Below are 14,587 nucleotides of genomic sequence, written 5' to 3'. Positions count from 1 at the left end.
GGGCCTAGGCGGTGCCCGCCGCGATGCCCAGTGACATGGCGATGGGCAGGCCGAGGATCACGAGCAGGAAGATCACGATGGCCCATTTTCCCTTCGGATTGCCGATGTTGATGGTCAACCCCGTCCCCGTTCCCTCCCGTTTGGGGACCAGGATCTGCGGGTCGACCGGATCGTTGTAGAACAGCCCGCCGGCGACCCAGCGGCGTTCCTCGGCGGCTTCGTCCTCATCCGGGTGGATGCCCAGTTCGACGACGCGGCGTTGGCCCCAGCGCGAACCCCGCCACATGGCCCAGCCGATGGGAACGAGCAGGATCGGCGCGAGGAAGACGGCAAACCAACCGCCCACGTGCTCCGGTCTGAGCCAGCCTTGAAGGGCCAGGCTGGAGAACACGGCAGCGAGGGCGATCGAGGCCACGCCCAAGGCGTTCATGGTTCCCCGGATCATCCCCTCGCGACGAACGCGGCGATATTCGGAGGCCCGGGTACGAGCCGGTGACATCGCAGGGACCACTGCGGCGATGAAAGCCAGCACGACGATGACCCCCGCGCCGATCCACAACATGCCAAAAACGGCGCCGGGGGATTTGTCCGCAAAGGCGTCCGGGGCGCCGGAGGGTCCCCAGTGGGTGGGGACCGTTTCGGGCAACCCCGCATACAGGCTCAAGCCGTACAGCTGGGTGGCGAGGAGAAGCAGCAGCCCCACCAGATAGGTCAGCCAAATTCCTCCACGACCGCGGGTCAACTCTTTGTCAGTGATCGTCATCCCCATGCCTTCGATCCTAGGGGGTCCGGCGTTGGCTGCCCGCCTGCTGACGTCGTTCTGATTCGGTTATTCGAGGACCAGGTCCTGATATTCGGGGTAGCGATCCAGATAGTCCTGGATGTAGCTGCATTCGACGATGACTCGGCGCCGTGCCGCACGTAGCTCGTCCAGCACCAGGGTGACCAGGGCCCGGGCATACCCATGGCGGCCATGGGCCTCATCGATGATGGTGTGCTGCAGCGTCACGATCCCGCTCTGCGGGTCGGTGCTGTAGCCGAGGAAGCCGATGAATTCCTCGCCCTGCCAGAGCGCATACCGGCCGCGGTCCGCGTCATGTTCCAGACGCAGACCCTCATGGACGATCTTTTCCGGACGCCAGCCCGGCACTGCGGGCTGTTGCTCGTGGTCGGCGGTCACATTACCTCCTGGAACGGCGGATAGCTGTTCACCGAGCCTACTCGGCGCCCCGCCCGGGCACTACCTGCCCAACGGCCGGGTATCAGTCATCGAAGGTTTCAAAGACCTCAACGGATACCGGTTTACGGAGTTTCGTCACCGGCAGATGCAACACAACCATGGCACCGGGGCGCAGATAAGGGTCTGCGGCCGGCAGGAAACGGGCCAAGGGCCCGGGGAGCCGCTCGGCCAACGCGTCGAACACGAGGGGCAAGACCGGGCGGTGGGTGCACACGGCCTGCGGGACACCCTTATTGAGCAGCTTCAACACTGCCTTGCGTGCCGTGGACGGTCGGCGTTTGGCCTCATGCTCGGTCAACGCAGGAACCAGCTTCACGCCCAGGTCGTGGCGTTTCAAATACGGGGAGACGGTCTGGATGCATCGTGTCCAGGGGCTGCTGGCGACCCGTTCGGGGCGCCAGGAGGACAGGAGTGCGTCCACTTCCAATGCCTGTCGCTTACCGGTGGCGGCGAGCGGGCGTTTGCCTTCTTCCTTCGTCCAGCTCGACCTCGGCTTCGCCTTGGCATGGCGGACCACGATGAAGGGGACCGTGGCCAGACGGCCATTGATATAGGCGCCCTCGAGGGTATCCAGTGGGTCGATATCCGAAGGGTTCGTCAGCTGGCGCCTTGCCTCGGCGCAGGAAACCCAGCGTGCGGCATCGACTTCGTGGCCATCGGGCGCGAAGTGCTCGCTGGGGACGTGGGCCGCCCAGTAGTAGACGACCTTCTGTCCGGCTTTCACGGGGTAGCGGATCGCCGGAAGCGGGATGCCCAGGGTGATCCGGAGGCCCACTTCCTCCTGCACTTCCCGGACGGCGCACTGCGGGAGGGTTTCACCATCGTCGAGCTTGCCCTTGGGCCAGGACCAGTCGTCGTACTTCTCCCGGTGAATCAGGAGAACCTCGAGGTTTCCCTCGGAGATCCGCCAGGGGATCGCCCCGCCCGCGAGCACCTTGACGGTCCCGCCGGTGACGAGGGGGTCATCGGACGTGCGCAGTACCAGTGACATCAGCGGCGGGCCGTCCAGCGCTGGCGGGATTCCAGCAGCCACGACTGCACGTCGGAGAGCGGTTCCCCGTCCGGGCCGAGGTGGTGGCGGGTCCAATCACCGTCCGAGTCAAGATGCCAACTGGCGGTCCCCTCGTCCAGATACCGGTCCAGGATGCGCTGCAACTCTGCGACGTCCTCCTGATTGGAGATTCTGACCAGGGCCTCTACCCGGCGGTCCAGGTTGCGGTGCATCATATCTGCAGAGCCGATGTAGATCACCGGGTCCGCATCATTATGGAAGGCAAAGACCCGTGAATGCTCCAGGAAACGGCCCAAGATGGAGCGGACCCTGATGTTTTCGCTCAGCCCGGGTACCCCGGGGCGCAGCGAACAGATGCCCCGGACGATCACATCGACCTTCACATCGGCCTGGCTGGCCCGGTAGAGGGCATCGATGATGGCCTCGTCGACCATGGAGTTGACCTTGATGACCACCCGGGCCTCACGCCCCGCCTCGCGGTGCTGAATCTCCTGGTCGATGCGGTCGATCAGTCCGGAACGAAGTGATCGGGGAGCCACCAGCAGGCGTTTGAAGGTCGAACGCGGAGCATAGCCAGAGAGCTGATTAAACAGCCGGGAGAGATCCTCTCCGACCTGCTCATCGGTGGTCAATAGGCCGAGATCCTCGTAGTACCTGGCCGTGCGCGGGTGGTAGTTGCCGGTGCCGATATGGCAATAGCGACGCAGCCGGTCACCTTCACGACGGATGACCAGGGACAGCTTGGAATGGGTTTTTAGGCCCACGATCCCGTACACCACATGGACGCCCGCCTCTTCGAGCTTCCGGGCCCACGAGATATTTGCCTGTTCATCGAATCTGGCCTTGATCTCCACCAGGGCCAAGACCTGCTTGCCCGCCTCGGCGGCGTCGATGAGGGCATCGACGATCGGGGAGTCCCCCGAGGTGCGGTACAGGGTCTGTTTGATGGCCTGGACCTTCGGGTCGGAGGCTGCCTGTTCGAGGAAGGCCTGCACCGAGGTCGAGAATGAATCGTAGGGGTGGTGCAGCAGGATGTCCCGGCGGCGCATCGCAGCAAACACATTGGCGGCCTTCGAGGTCTCCGACGGGTTCAAATCGCGGCTGGTGTGGGCCAACTGCTTGGGGTAGTGCAGGTCGGCGCGATCAATGTTGGCAATCACCGAAAGACCACGCAGGTCCAAAGGCGCGGGTACCTCGAAGACCTCGTCCTCCTCGACCCCGAGCTCCCGCACCAGCAAGTCCCGGATGGTGGGGTTGATGTCGCTGGCGACTTCGAGGCGGACCGGAGGGCCGAAACGACGGCGCAGCAGTTCCTTCTCGAGGGCCTGCAACAGGTTTTCTGCGTCGTCCTCCTCGACTTCAAGGTCCTCGTTGCGGGTCACCCTGAACGTGTGGTGTTCGACGACCTCCATCCCCGGGAAGAGGTATTCCAGGTGTTGGGCGATGACATCTTCGAGGGGGATGAACCGGGCCAGTCGTCCTGCAGTGTTTCCGGCGCGGGGCCCGTCCACCGAAATCAGCCGCGGCAGCATATCGGGGACCTTCAGCCGGGCGAAGAGCTCCTTGCTGCTGACCGGGTTGCGCACGATCACCGCAAGGTTCAGCGACAACCCCGAAATGTAGGGGAACGGGTGGGCCGGGTCCACGGCCAGGGGAGTCAAAATCGGGAAGACTTGGGCGACGAACCACCGCCGCATCTCCTCTTGTGCCGACTGGTCCAGCTGGTTCCAGCGGGTGATCTCGATCTGTTCGGCGGCCAGCGCGGGACGCAGCGTCTCGGCGAAGACCCGAGCATGACGCAACTGCAGATCCTTGGCCATCACCAGGATCTCCTCGAGCTGGTCGATGGGGCTCACCCCGGCGGCCGAAGGGACCGCCAAACCGGTCGCGATCCGGCGTTTGAGACCGGCGACGCGGACCATGAAGAACTCGTCGAGGTTGGAGGCGAAAATCGACAGGAAGCTGATGCGCTCCAGCAGGTACAGGTCGGGATCCTCCGCGAGCTCGAGTACGCGGGCATTGAAATCCAGCCAGCTGACCTCACGGTCCAGGAAACGGTCGAGAGTGAAATCCCCCTCAGGACCCAGCGGCGGATCGAAGAGCGGTAGTTCGATGCGGTCCTGGGTCGCCCGGGCCGATGGCACATCACCGTCGCCAAAGCTCGCTGCGGCTACGGAGGTGCTGTCCATCGGGTCCGTCCTAACGTACAAATGTGTGGAGTTGCGACAAGCTCCGGGGCGCCCACGATTCCGGCGCAGGCGCGACGGTGCGTTCCTGCTTTACTTTACCCGGCGGTCGTCGTGCCGTGCGCATACATCACGTCCACGTCCCAACGGGTGAAACCGAGCTTGTTATAGAGCCCGACGGCGGCGGTGTTGTCGGCATCGACGTAGAGCATGACGGCCTGGAGGCCACGAGAGCGCAAATGCTCGATGCCGGCAATGGTCAGGGCCCTGCCCAGCCCGGTGCCCTGGGCTGCGGGGACCACACCGACCACATAGACCTCCCCCAGGCTCTGGTGCGCTCCGGTGGCACTGTCCTTCAACGGCGGGTGGACCTTGGTCCAATGGAAGCCGGCGATCGAACCGTCCCCAGCCTCGGCGATCAGGAAGCCCTCGGGGTCGAACCAGTCCTCGTCCATCCGGGCCAGCAGGTCTGCCCGGGTCATCGAACCCTGCTCCGCATGGTCCACGAATGCCGCGGCATTGGCCGCCAACCAGGCTTCCTCGTCCTGTCCGGGAACGAACCGGCGCAGCCGGTACCCGGGAGGCATCTCGGCGGCCGGAAGTCCTGCGTCGTGCATCAAACGCATACGCCATAGCTCACGAATGGGCACGAACCCGTGGCGCTGCGCCAGCCGGGACGCAGCAGCATGGTTGCCGTGCGACCACGCCTGCATCGCTTCCAAGGGGGAACGGGCATCGAGGGAGGCCAGCAGTGCGGCACCGATCCCATCGTTACGGTATTCGGGGTGGACCACCAGCTCAAGGGTCCCGGGGGTCGGATCGCCGGTGGAAACAGCCACGGCGACGCCCACCAACTCCCCGGAAACCGCGCCATCGTCGTCGCAGAGCCAAGCGGTGACAACCATGAGGCCCTCGGAGGCCTCCCCGGTCCGCAGTTCCACGATCGTCTGGTCGCTCAGCGGCGGATTACCGTCGCTGTCCTCGGCCTCCGCCGCTAGGGCGGTGATCCGCCGCAGCAGGTCCTGATCAGGCCTGCCGTTGACAAGGGTGATGGTCCAATCGGTGTTCTGGGTCGCGCTCATGCACCCAACATATCCCCGCTGGACCTGCTTGTGCAGCCCGCGACCCCTGTCGGGGCGCGTCGTGGTTCGACGTCACCTCGGAGGACAGGACACCGTGCTGGCCACGACCGGGCTCATATAGGGCAGGATATAAGGCGTGAGAACCAAAACCTTTGCCGCAGCGTCGCTCGTGGCGGTCGCCGCACTTGTCGCCTCCAGCTACATCGGCCCGGACCGAGCCGGGAGCTGGGCCATCTGGGCGGTGGTCTGTGCTTGCATCCTCGTGTTTGCCTGGGGATATCCCCGTCTGGTCGGGATGCCCGCCCCGCTGCCCGTGAGCACGGTGATCGCGCTCGCCGGCATCGGAGCGGCGACGGCGGCCACCGTGGCCCCGATGCCCTCTCCGCTGCAGTGGATGGGGGCCTTCGGCGCCGTCGGGGTGATCTTGGTCTTCGTGACCCAACTAGTGCGCGGGACGGGCCAGCGGCAACGCCTCGAATCGACCCTGGGCGGCTGCGCGGGCGTCCTCGTGGTGGTCTTCGGCAGCGGATGGGTCGCCGCCGATCGGCTGACCCCCAACGCCACCAACGGTTCCATGATGCTGCTCTCGGGACTGAGTATTGCCTCCGCCGTCCTGGTCAGCGCCATTCCGTGGCCCGAGCGACTCACGGCGCCGCTGGGCCTGCTGGCCGCCATCCTGGTCGGTGGGGTCGCCAGTGTTCTGGTCGCTGATGTTCCCGTGATCCCTGCCGTGGTGGTGGGGGCCGTGGTGGGTTCGGTCGTCGTCTGCTTCCACGTGCTCGTGGTTTCGGAGGCCCAGGTGCTGCGGGCAGGCTCCTTCTCAGCCGTGGCCCCGGGGGTGCCCGGTGCCCCTGCCGGGGCAGCCGACGAAGCCGCGGGCACTCCGGGTTCTTCGCCGGAGGGCGCGACGGTGGCCCCCTCCGGCGTCCTGGGTATCTGGGGGGCCATTGCCGTGGGCGTGGCCTCGGTCATCGCCTCGGGGGCGCTGGTCTACTACGTGGAACGCCTGCTCCTGCACTAAGTGGCGACCCCCGTGCCGGACACCGAATCCCTTTCGTGCCGACACGGCGTTAGGATGGTGGCATGGAATCGAATTACATGGCACTAGAGATCTTCTTCATCACCCTGCTGGTGGTTGCCGGGCTGGGGATGGCCGGCTTTGCCGGTCTGGTCGTCACGCGCCTGTTCAAGGGCCAGAGGTAGCAGGACCACGCTGCATGCCCATTGAGCTACCTACCGACCTGACCCCCGAGCTCGTCCCGCTCTCCTGGCTGATTGGCACCTGGGAAGGTGCCGGTCGACTGGGCGAAGGCGAGGGCGAGGACGCCCACTTTGTGCAGCGTGTCGAGTTCACCCACGACTCCACGCCCTATTTGTCCTACCGGGCCGAGAGCTGGCTGAGCGACGAAAAGGGCAATAAGCTGCGCCCGCTGGCCACCGAACAGGGCTATTGGGGGCTGGACCGCCCGCTGGAGGACTCCGACGGCGGTCCCGGCCTGATCCCCGGCGATATCGTTCCCACCCTGCGCACCGCCGACGACGTCGAGGCGCTCCGCGCGCCCGAGGGCGGGTTCAATATCGTGGTGAACATCGCCCACCCGCGTGGAGTGTGTGAGCTGTACTACGGCAGCATCAACGGGCCGCGCATCGAGTTGGCCACGGATATGGTGGTCCGCGGTTCGAACTCCAAGGAGTTTTCTGCGGCCACACGGATGTTCGGTTTGGTCAACGGACAGCTGTTCTGGCGTTGGGATGTCGCGGCCGGCGGTACTGCCTTGGCGGCGCATGCTTCTGCCGCCCTGACGAAAGAGGCATGACATGACGTGGAAATCGCCGTTGCTCGGACGTGACGGGGCCATCGAAGGCACGGGAATCGACGCAGGTGTCGCCGCCCATTATGGCGAACCGCTGCCCGAACAACGCCGACTCGACGAGGGCGACGCCGTCGTCGATCTGTCACATCACGGGGTCGTCACCGTCGCCGGTGTCGACAGGCTGTCGTGGCTGAACACCCTCTCGAGTCAGCTGCTGCTCGGCCTGGCTCCGGGAGAAGGCGCCGAAACACTCCTGCTCACCGTGCAGGGACGCATCGAATACGCCTGCCACGTCGTCGACGATGGCGAGACGGCCTGGCTCTTGGTGGAGGCTGCCGATGCCGCTCCACTGGCCGCATGGCTGGACTCCATGCGCTTCACCTTGCGCGTCGAAGTCCACGATGCCACGGCCGATTGGGCTGTTGTCGGCGCGGGTGCCCCCATCGAGTCGTTGGCCGGTTTCACCGCCTGGCATGACCCCTGGCCCGGTATCAGCGCCGGCGGCTACGCCTACTCGACCCCCGACCATCCGGCGGCCGGCCGGGTATGGATCGAATATCTGGTTCCGCGGGTCGAACTGGAAGTCGCCGTCGGTCAGCTCCGGCTGTCCGGGACGATGGCAGCCGAAGCGCTTCGCGTGGCGGCATGGCGCCCGCGGGTGGCCGTGGACGCCGACGAAAAGACGATTCCCCACGAACTGGATCTGCTGCGCACCGCGGTCCATATGGATAAGGGCTGCTATAAGGGCCAGGAGACGATCGCCCGGGTTCACAACCTCGGCCGTCCACCGCGGCGTGTGGTCTTCCTCCACCTGGACGGCAGCATGCACTCCCATCCTGCCGCCGGGAGCGAGGTGAAGCTGGGGGAGAAGACCGTCGGCAAGGTCACTTCCGTCGCCTGGCACTACGAAGCCGGGCCGGTCGCCCTGGCCGTCGTACGCCGCAATACCGACCCCGAAGCGGTCTTGACCGTGCTGGACGGTGAAGAGGAGTACCCGGTGAACCAGGAAACCATCGTGACTCCGGACGCCGGTCAAGTCGTGGGCCGGGCTACCGGTTTCCTTCGCCCGCGCCGCTAGGCCTTCCGCGGCGCTCCGTCGTCGTCCGTGTTATTCCCCGCCCAGGCTCGCCCGGGTGAGGGAACCGGAAAGCACGAGGCCCAACGCATCGGCCAGCCGCTGGGCACCCTTATGGTTCACATCGGCGGAGAACTGGGCGACGAACCCCTCACTGAGGGCATCGTCGGCGGCCACCGCTGCGATATAGGTCCCCAATCCGTGCCGGCGCAGGGAGGGCGCCGTGAGAACCGCCAGATCTGCAATGAGACCCTCCCACACCGAATACCCGGCGCCTGCTAGAGGGGCTTGGCCCTCTTCGGAGATGAGGGTGAAGGATTTGTCCTGGTGGGAAAGACGCACCCCGGCAAGATCGTCACGGGGGCACAACTCCTCGAGCTCGACGGCGGTGGATACCTCATCGGAGACTAGGGTCGTGGTCGATTCCACGATTTCCGGCGGCTGGTCGGCATGGTACAGCAGCGATTCGCCCAACCCCCTGGCCGACACATCGCCGTGGTCGCGCAGCAGGCCCAGCAGGACCGCTTCGGCCGCCAGCTCCTCATCCGAGGTCTCGGCGGCGGCCCGGAGCAGCCAGTCGGGACCGCAGAGCACCGACCCGGCGCCGAAGCGCAGGAACGTCACCGTTGAGGACTCTTCGTCGATGTGGTTGATGCGCAGCGGGGTGTCACCGCCCATCGCCACGGAGGCGAGGGCGGAGTCCTCCATGTGCAGTCGTCGGGCCCACGCCAACGCGATGATGGCCAGCGTTCCGGTCTCCAGTTCCATGATCACCACACTACTGATCGCCGGGCCTTCAGTCCCATTGGGCTAGCCGAAAAGCAGCGAGGCCTCGTCGTAGCGTTGTTGCGGAACCCGTTTGAGGTTGTTCAGGGCGGCCTGGAAGGGAACCCGGTGGATGTTGGTGCCGCGCAGGGCCACCATGTTCCCCCAAGCCTTCTCCTCCACGGCGTCCACCGAGGCCATGCCCAGCCGGGTGGCCAGAACCCTGTCGAAGGCGCTGGGAATGCCACCCCGTTGGATATGTCCGAGGACGGTAGCCCGGGTTTCGACGCCGGTGTCTGCTTCGATGCGGTAGGCCAACTGGTCGCCGATCCCGCCCAGCCGGGGGCGGCCGACGGAATCGTGGCCGCGATCCGAGTAGGCCTCTTCAGAGCCTTCGGGGACGAATCCCTCGGCGACGACGACCAGCGGAGCACGCCCGCGGTCCCGGGCCTCGAGGACCCAGGCGTTGATCTGCTCCATGGTGGTGTGCTGTTCGGGGATGAGGATCGCATGGGCACCAGCGGCCATGCCACAGTGCAGGGCGATCCAGCCCACATGCCGTCCCATGACCTCGGCCACCATGCAGCGGTGATGGGATTCTCCGGTGGTCCGAAGCCGGTCAATGGCCTCGGTGGCGATGGCGACGGCGGTGTCGAAGCCGAAGGTGTAGTCCGTGGCGTCGAGGTCGTTGTCGATGGTCTTGGGGACCCCTACGATGTTCAGCCCGGCATCGGTCAGTCGTTTGGCCCCGGCCAGTGTTCCTTCACCGCCGATGGCGATCACGGCGTCAATACCCAGCCGGTCCAGGGTCTGCTGGATCTTCTCGGGTCCACCATTTTCCCCATCGAAGGGGTTGGTGCGTGAGGTGCCCAGGATGGTGCCGCCCTGTTTGGAGATGCCACGGACGCGTTCGCGCGGCAAATCGACCACATCACCTTCGACGACTCCACGCCAGCCGTCGAGGAAACCGACGAATTCGTGGTGGTGGCTCTTGATGCCGTTCAGGACCGCCCCGCGGATGACGGCGTTCAGCCCCGGGCAGTCTCCGCCGCTGGTCAGGATTCCGATGCGCATGGTGATGTGTGTGCTTTCGTCGGGTTCTCGTCCCACTGTGGGACCTTCAGGGGAGCGCGACGTTGAGCTCAACACCTCGATGCTAGCAACTGGCCCATGAGACGGCCACCACAGCGATGTCGGAACGCGTCACACTGCCCTGCCCCGTTCAGCGGGGCAGGGCAGCCGGCGACGCTACGAGCGGGCCGTTTTGATGATGCGCTCCAGTGGGATGCTGTCGTCGTGGAAGGGCAGGATGAGCCACAGCACGAGATACAGCGGCACCCCGATGAACGGGAGCAGGAAACTGAGCAGGATGGCGATCCTGACGATCGTCACATCCCAGCCGGTGGCCTGGGCGATTCCGCCGGCGATGCCGCCGGCCATCCGCTTCGGCCCGCGGCGGAAGCGGATGGCCCGGAGGGACTGATAAACGGATTCCATGGGGATTCCTTTCAAGGTGTGCTGCTGGACTGTGACGGTATCAGGAGCGGGCGGGGTGTGTCCGGGAGGAACGGCGTGCGGCCACCAGGCCGCCGACGATCAACACCAGACCAGCACCGAGGAACAGGACGATGGCCACCGTACTTCCGCTCAGGGTGATGTTGTAGAAGACCGAAACCAGGATCAACAGTCCGATGGCCATGACCACGAGCCCGAAGACGAACGTCCCCAACGGCATGCCGTGGTTCTCTGGGGCCATCGGCGGTGCTTCTTCGGCAGGGACGCCCAGCGGCCCGGGTCGTGCCGTGAAGAAGTCGGCGTTCGTCGTCGGTTCCCCTGGCATCGGGCCGGGTTCCTTCGGAGACGGGGTCGGCCCGGTACTGCCGATCGGTGTCGTCGGATGTTCCGGGGGGCCGATGGGACGGGTCGGCTGCTCCGGCTGAGATTCTACCGGGCCCTGTTCGGGCTCATGTCCGGTACTGGGATCGCTCATGGTGTGACCTCCTTGGAGGTGATGTCGATGGAATTAAAGGCCCCGTCGATGTCGAGGTGCAGGATCGGGCCATCGGCTTCTGGGTTGATGTTGATGGTGTCTCCACTGGCGATCCCCGAGTATTTTCGGACCCCCTCGCCGTCAGGTACCTGCAGCGAGTAGAAGGCTGAGTCGGCGGTGATTTTCACCGGGAGGTTGTCCGGAACGATGACCTTCAGGCTGCTGAAGACGTTGTTCACCTTCAGCTTCGTGTCCTCCGTCATGTCCTGCCCGTACCGACTCAGGTCAAGGGTTCCGTTGTTGAAGACGTAGGTGTATTCGTTGCCAGAGCGCTGCACGACTGGTCCAGGCCAGCTGGTGCTCGGAGCGTACTGGGTGCCGATTCCGCCGACCAGGAGGGTGGGGACGAGCAGCGCGATCGTGAATCCGGTCAGGGCCCCTCCACGCAACGAGCGCAGGGCGGCGCCGACCAGGCCGGCGCCCAGTACCGTCAGTGCGGCAGCCAGAGCCACTGTGACCTCGCGGCCGCCGTAGTCCAAGATCGCCTCCATCGCGGTGAGCATGACGGCCCCGGCGACCAGAACGGCCACGCCCAGCAAGATCGCGACATGGTGACCCGGAATGGCTGGGCGGACCCGGGATGGCCGGGGCTGGCGGTTCTTGGCCGTGGGGGCCTTTCCTGGGTGGGTGATGCCCGTATTCATTTCGGAGTCCGCACCCGCGCCAGCCTGAGGAGTCGCAGCGGACCCGGAGGGGCCCTGGGTGGGGTCCGTACCGGGCGCAGGCTGGCCCGGGACGCCGTCGGCCGGGAGGCCCTGATGATCCAGACGCTTCTGTCGACGCGACGACCGTGTGGAGAAGAACCAGATGATGGCCCCCACCCAAACGGCGGTCCAGATGAGGCTGCTCCACCATGAATCGCTGGTGTCGAAGCGCCATCCGCCCAAGAAGGAGGGCCCGTTGACCAGTCCGATGACCACGAAGATCAGCGCACCGGTCATCCCGCTGCTCCACTGCCCGCGTCCTGCCTGCTGGAGATGGATACGTCCATCGGGGCCCGGCAGCAGGGCCCACGCCAAGCCATACAGCAGGAGCCCGACTCCGGAGAAGATGACGACGATCAGCAGCAGGCCGCGGGCCAGGGCTGTGTCGATGCCGAAGCGCCGCGCCAAGCCCGAGGAGACACCACCAATCCAGTGGTGTTCACCGCGCTCGACGCCCAGCCCCCGGAGCCAACGGAAGAAGGAATTTTCTACAGGTGCGTGATTCATGTTTTCATCCTTGCCTGTTAGGGCTCCTGCCACCATCGGGGTCTGCCCTGAACGGCCCCTGATCCTTCCCCCGATTCCCCTGAGTGGGACCAGCGAACGGTCCGGGGCATGTTTGTATGGGGTCATGACCGAAACGCGCAGCCGCCCGCCCCTGTTGCGTGCTGAACCTCGCGTGCTGGGCGGAGTCTGCGCCGGATTGGCGGTCCACCTGGAGTACCCGGTGCGCAATATCCGGTTCGGGATGGCTCTGCTGACCCTCTTCGCCGGTGCCGGGATTGTCCTGTATGGCTGGCTGTGGGTCATGGTCCCCTCACGGGAGGACGCCCTCGAGGATGCCGAACGCTCCCGTGCCGGGGCACCGATCTCGTTGGCCACCGACACCGGGGGCTTCCTCGGGACCGGGGCAGGAGGGGAACAGCAGGCTACCGGTGATCCTGCCGCCCCGCAGGGGACCGGTGCCTGGCTGCACTGGCGTCTAGGCGGCCTGGCAGGCCGTCAGGTCCTGGCCGGGGCCGGGCTGCTGTTGCTGAGCCTGTTGCTCTTCGCCCAGATGCAGGGCCTGCCGGTGGCGTGGGGGCTCATCTGGCCTGCCGTGCTGATTATCGCCGGTGCCGTTCTGGCCTGGCTGCAACTCGACGGAGTCCGCCGGCAAGGTTTACGCAAGGCCGCTGGGGCCGAGCGGGCAGCAGGAGTGGTGCGCTTGGTGGGCGGTGTTGCCCTCGTCGTGCTGGGACTGATCTTCCTGGTCTCCGGCGCCGTCAGCCTGGACGCGTTGTGGAACGGGGTCTTCGTCGCGGTCATCGTCCTGGCTGGGGTGTTGCTGGTCCTCGCCCCGTGGGGCCTGAGGTTCTGGAGGGACTATGAATCCGAACGGGCGAGTCGGGTCCGAATCGGGGAACGAGCAGAAATTGCCGCACATCTCCACGATTCGGTCCTGCAAACCCTGGCCCTGATCCAGATGCGCGCCGGAGACGAGGCCCAAGTACTCCGGCTAGCCAGGGCCCAGGAACGGGAGTTGCGTCAATGGCTCTACCGGGACACTCCGCGGGCGGAGGGCGGTATCTGTGAGGACATCCGCGTCGAAGCTGCCCGGCTTGAGGAGTCCCATGACGCGGTGATCGACGTCGTCGCCGTGGGGGACCTCGAAGGTCTCGAAGGGCACGATGCCGTGGTGCAGGCGGCCCGCGAGGCCATGCTGAATGCTGCCAAACATGCCGGGGGGACGGTTGCCGTCTATGTGGAGGCCTCGCCGAGAAGGGTCGATGTCTTCATCCGTGACCGCGGAACCGGCTTCGATCCAGAGGATCTGGAACAGGACCGGCTGGGGGTGCGGGAATCAATTATCGGCCGAATGCAACGCAACGGAGGTACCGCCACGATTTCCAGCACGACCGGGGGCACCGAAGTGCACCTGGCCATAAAGCACGAACCGATGGAGGAGCAGAACCGGTGAATACCCTCGAACCGACAGCGGCAGCTCGGCAGATCAGTGTCGTGGTGGTCGATGACCACGCGATCTTCCGTTCCGGGTTGAAATCCGATCTGGACGATCGGCTGCGGGTGGTCGGCGAGGCCGCCACCGTGGAAGAGGCCATCCGGACCGTCAGCGAGCGACGTCCAGACGTCGTCCTCCTCGATGTGCACCTGCCCGGCGGCCGTGGGGGCGGAGGTGCGGAAGTCTTGGCGGGATGCTCAGAACTACTCGGCGACGTGCGTTTCCTGGCCCTCAGCGTCTCCGATGCGGCCGAAGACGTCGTGACCGTCATCCGGGCAGGGGCCCGCGGCTACGTGACCAAATCGATTTCCGGTGCCGAGATCTCCGACGCCGTGATCCGGGTTTCGGCAGGAGACGCGGTGTTCTCCCCGCGACTGGCTGGCTTCGTCCTGGACGCCTTCGGCACCCAGGCCGGCGTCAGCGCCGAGGACGAACTGGACCTGCTGTCCGACCGGGAGCTGGAGGTGATGCGACTCATCGCCCGGGGATACACCTATAAGGAAGTGGCCAAGGAACTATTCATCTCCGTGAAGACCGTGGAAACCCACGTCTCCAAGGTCCTGCGGAAGCTGCAGTTGTCCAACCGTCACGAACTCACCCGATGGGCCGTGGACCGCCGGATTCTCTGATCCTGGGCTCCACGGCCCGACCGGGGAC

At 65.7% G+C, this 14,587-nt stretch carries 15 protein-coding genes; 5 read left to right on the top strand and 10 right to left on the bottom strand.

Features of this window, described 5'->3' with window-relative positions:
• Window positions 1-4 precede the first annotated feature (4 nt).
• From AC3ZI9_RS12755 to mshD, 5 genes are all read right to left on the bottom strand, one after another.
• Complete coding sequence (locus AC3ZI9_RS12755) at window positions 5-763, bottom strand: DUF1648 domain-containing protein (RefSeq protein WP_158225901.1); 759 nt, start codon at window positions 761-763, stop codon at window positions 5-7.
• Window positions 764-829: 66 nt separating this feature from the next.
• Window positions 830-1,180, bottom strand: coding sequence for a GNAT family N-acetyltransferase (locus tag AC3ZI9_RS12750; RefSeq protein WP_241895303.1), 351 nt, complete (start codon window positions 1,178-1,180; stop codon window positions 830-832).
• Between the two features lie 82 nt (window positions 1,181-1,262).
• Window positions 1,263-2,231, bottom strand: coding sequence for an NUDIX hydrolase (locus AC3ZI9_RS12745; protein ID WP_489923658.1), 969 nt, complete (start codon window positions 2,229-2,231; stop codon window positions 1,263-1,265).
• Complete coding sequence (locus AC3ZI9_RS12740) at window positions 2,231-4,441, bottom strand: RNA degradosome polyphosphate kinase (protein ID WP_096223387.1); 2,211 nt, start codon at window positions 4,439-4,441, stop codon at window positions 2,231-2,233. Before AC3ZI9_RS12740 ends, AC3ZI9_RS12745 begins: the two co-directional genes overlap by 1 nt.
• Window positions 4,442-4,536: 95 nt before the next feature.
• Complete coding sequence (mshD, locus tag AC3ZI9_RS12735; RefSeq protein ID WP_096223386.1) at window positions 4,537-5,520, bottom strand: mycothiol synthase; 984 nt, start codon at window positions 5,518-5,520, stop codon at window positions 4,537-4,539.
• Window positions 5,521-5,656: 136 nt separating this feature from the next.
• Here mshD and AC3ZI9_RS12730 point away from each other — a divergent pair, with 136 nt between their 5' ends.
• The 3 genes from AC3ZI9_RS12730 to ygfZ all read left to right on the top strand — a co-directional run bounded on the left by AC3ZI9_RS12730 (window position 5,657) and on the right by ygfZ (window position 8,412).
• Window positions 5,657-6,541: a hypothetical protein gene (locus tag AC3ZI9_RS12730; protein ID WP_096223385.1), complete on the top strand. Its 885-nt coding sequence runs from the start codon at window positions 5,657-5,659 to the stop codon at window positions 6,539-6,541.
• A 196-nt stretch (window positions 6,542-6,737) separates the two neighbouring features.
• On the top strand, window positions 6,738-7,337 hold the full coding sequence (locus AC3ZI9_RS12725; RefSeq protein WP_087000243.1) for a heme-binding beta-barrel domain-containing protein: 600 nt from the start codon (window positions 6,738-6,740) through the stop codon (window positions 7,335-7,337).
• Window position 7,338: 1 nt separating this feature from the next.
• The gene (gene ygfZ / locus AC3ZI9_RS12720) at window positions 7,339-8,412 is read left to right on the top strand and encodes a CAF17-like 4Fe-4S cluster assembly/insertion protein YgfZ (RefSeq protein ID WP_087000245.1); all 1,074 of its coding nucleotides are present in this window, start codon (window positions 7,339-7,341) and stop codon (window positions 8,410-8,412) included.
• A 30-nt stretch (window positions 8,413-8,442) separates the two neighbouring features.
• On the opposite strand, the gene AC3ZI9_RS12715 is transcribed toward ygfZ, so the two are convergent.
• From AC3ZI9_RS12715 to AC3ZI9_RS12695, 5 genes are all read right to left on the bottom strand, one after another.
• Entirely contained in the window at window positions 8,443-9,177 is a 735-nt protein-coding gene (locus AC3ZI9_RS12715; RefSeq protein ID WP_441391681.1) for a GNAT family N-acetyltransferase, read from the bottom strand.
• A gap of 42 nt (window positions 9,178-9,219) precedes the next feature.
• Window positions 9,220-10,248 (bottom strand): 6-phosphofructokinase, encoded by a 1,029-nt coding sequence (locus AC3ZI9_RS12710; protein WP_489923657.1) that lies wholly within the window; start codon window positions 10,246-10,248, stop codon window positions 9,220-9,222.
• Window positions 10,249-10,422: 174 nt separating this feature from the next.
• Window positions 10,423-10,671, bottom strand: coding sequence for a PspC domain-containing protein (locus tag AC3ZI9_RS12705; protein ID WP_087000249.1), 249 nt, complete (start codon window positions 10,669-10,671; stop codon window positions 10,423-10,425).
• A 40-nt stretch (window positions 10,672-10,711) separates the two neighbouring features.
• A complete protein-coding gene (locus AC3ZI9_RS12700) occupies window positions 10,712-11,164 on the bottom strand; it encodes a TIGR04086 family membrane protein (protein WP_241895301.1) in 453 nt (150 codons plus the stop codon).
• A complete protein-coding gene (locus tag AC3ZI9_RS12695; protein WP_158225900.1) occupies window positions 11,161-12,435 on the bottom strand; it encodes a PspC domain-containing protein in 1,275 nt (424 codons plus the stop codon). Before AC3ZI9_RS12695 ends, AC3ZI9_RS12700 begins: the two co-directional genes overlap by 4 nt.
• A 124-nt stretch (window positions 12,436-12,559) precedes the next feature.
• Here AC3ZI9_RS12695 and AC3ZI9_RS12690 point away from each other — a divergent pair, with 124 nt between their 5' ends.
• Both AC3ZI9_RS12690 and AC3ZI9_RS12685 read left to right on the top strand, forming a co-directional pair.
• The gene (locus AC3ZI9_RS12690) at window positions 12,560-13,888 is read left to right on the top strand and encodes an ATP-binding protein (RefSeq protein WP_489923656.1); all 1,329 of its coding nucleotides are present in this window, start codon (window positions 12,560-12,562) and stop codon (window positions 13,886-13,888) included.
• The gene (locus AC3ZI9_RS12685) at window positions 13,885-14,559 is read left to right on the top strand and encodes a LuxR C-terminal-related transcriptional regulator (protein ID WP_087000257.1); all 675 of its coding nucleotides are present in this window, start codon (window positions 13,885-13,887) and stop codon (window positions 14,557-14,559) included. Before AC3ZI9_RS12690 ends, AC3ZI9_RS12685 begins: the two co-directional genes overlap by 4 nt.
• Window positions 14,560-14,587 lie beyond the last annotated feature (28 nt).

The sequence above is a fragment of the Arthrobacter sp. AOP36-F1-5 genome, assembly GCF_058137995.1.
Note: the sequence above shows the minus strand (reverse complement) of the source record. Positions and strands in the feature narration are given on the sequence as shown.

Coding starts and splice junctions, on each gene's coding strand:
- AC3ZI9_RS12755 (WP_158225901.1), bottom strand. CDS start 763: ATGACGATCACTGACAAAGAGTTGACCCGCGGTCGTGGAGGAATTTGG.
- AC3ZI9_RS12745 (WP_489923658.1), bottom strand. CDS start 2,231: ATGTCACTGGTACTGCGCACGTCCGATGACCCCCTCGTCACCGGCGGG.
- AC3ZI9_RS12740 (WP_096223387.1), bottom strand. CDS start 4,441: ATGGACAGCACCTCCGTAGCCGCAGCGAGCTTTGGCGACGGTGATGTG.
- mshD (WP_096223386.1), bottom strand. CDS start 5,520: ATGAGCGCGACCCAGAACACCGATTGGACCATCACCCTTGTCAACGGC.
- AC3ZI9_RS12725 (WP_087000243.1), top strand. CDS start 6,738: ATGCCCATTGAGCTACCTACCGACCTGACCCCCGAGCTCGTCCCGCTC.
- ygfZ (WP_087000245.1), top strand. CDS start 7,339: ATGACGTGGAAATCGCCGTTGCTCGGACGTGACGGGGCCATCGAAGGC.
- AC3ZI9_RS12715 (WP_441391681.1), bottom strand. CDS start 9,177: ATGGAACTGGAGACCGGAACGCTGGCCATCATCGCGTTGGCGTGGGCC.
- AC3ZI9_RS12710 (WP_489923657.1), bottom strand. CDS start 10,248: ATGCGCATCGGAATCCTGACCAGCGGCGGAGACTGCCCGGGGCTGAAC.
- AC3ZI9_RS12705 (WP_087000249.1), bottom strand. CDS start 10,671: ATGGAATCCGTTTATCAGTCCCTCCGGGCCATCCGCTTCCGCCGCGGG.
- AC3ZI9_RS12700 (WP_241895301.1), bottom strand. CDS start 11,164: ATGAGCGATCCCAGTACCGGACATGAGCCCGAACAGGGCCCGGTAGAA.
- AC3ZI9_RS12695 (WP_158225900.1), bottom strand. CDS start 12,435: ATGAATCACGCACCTGTAGAAAATTCCTTCTTCCGTTGGCTCCGGGGG.
- AC3ZI9_RS12690 (WP_489923656.1), top strand. CDS start 12,560: ATGACCGAAACGCGCAGCCGCCCGCCCCTGTTGCGTGCTGAACCTCGC.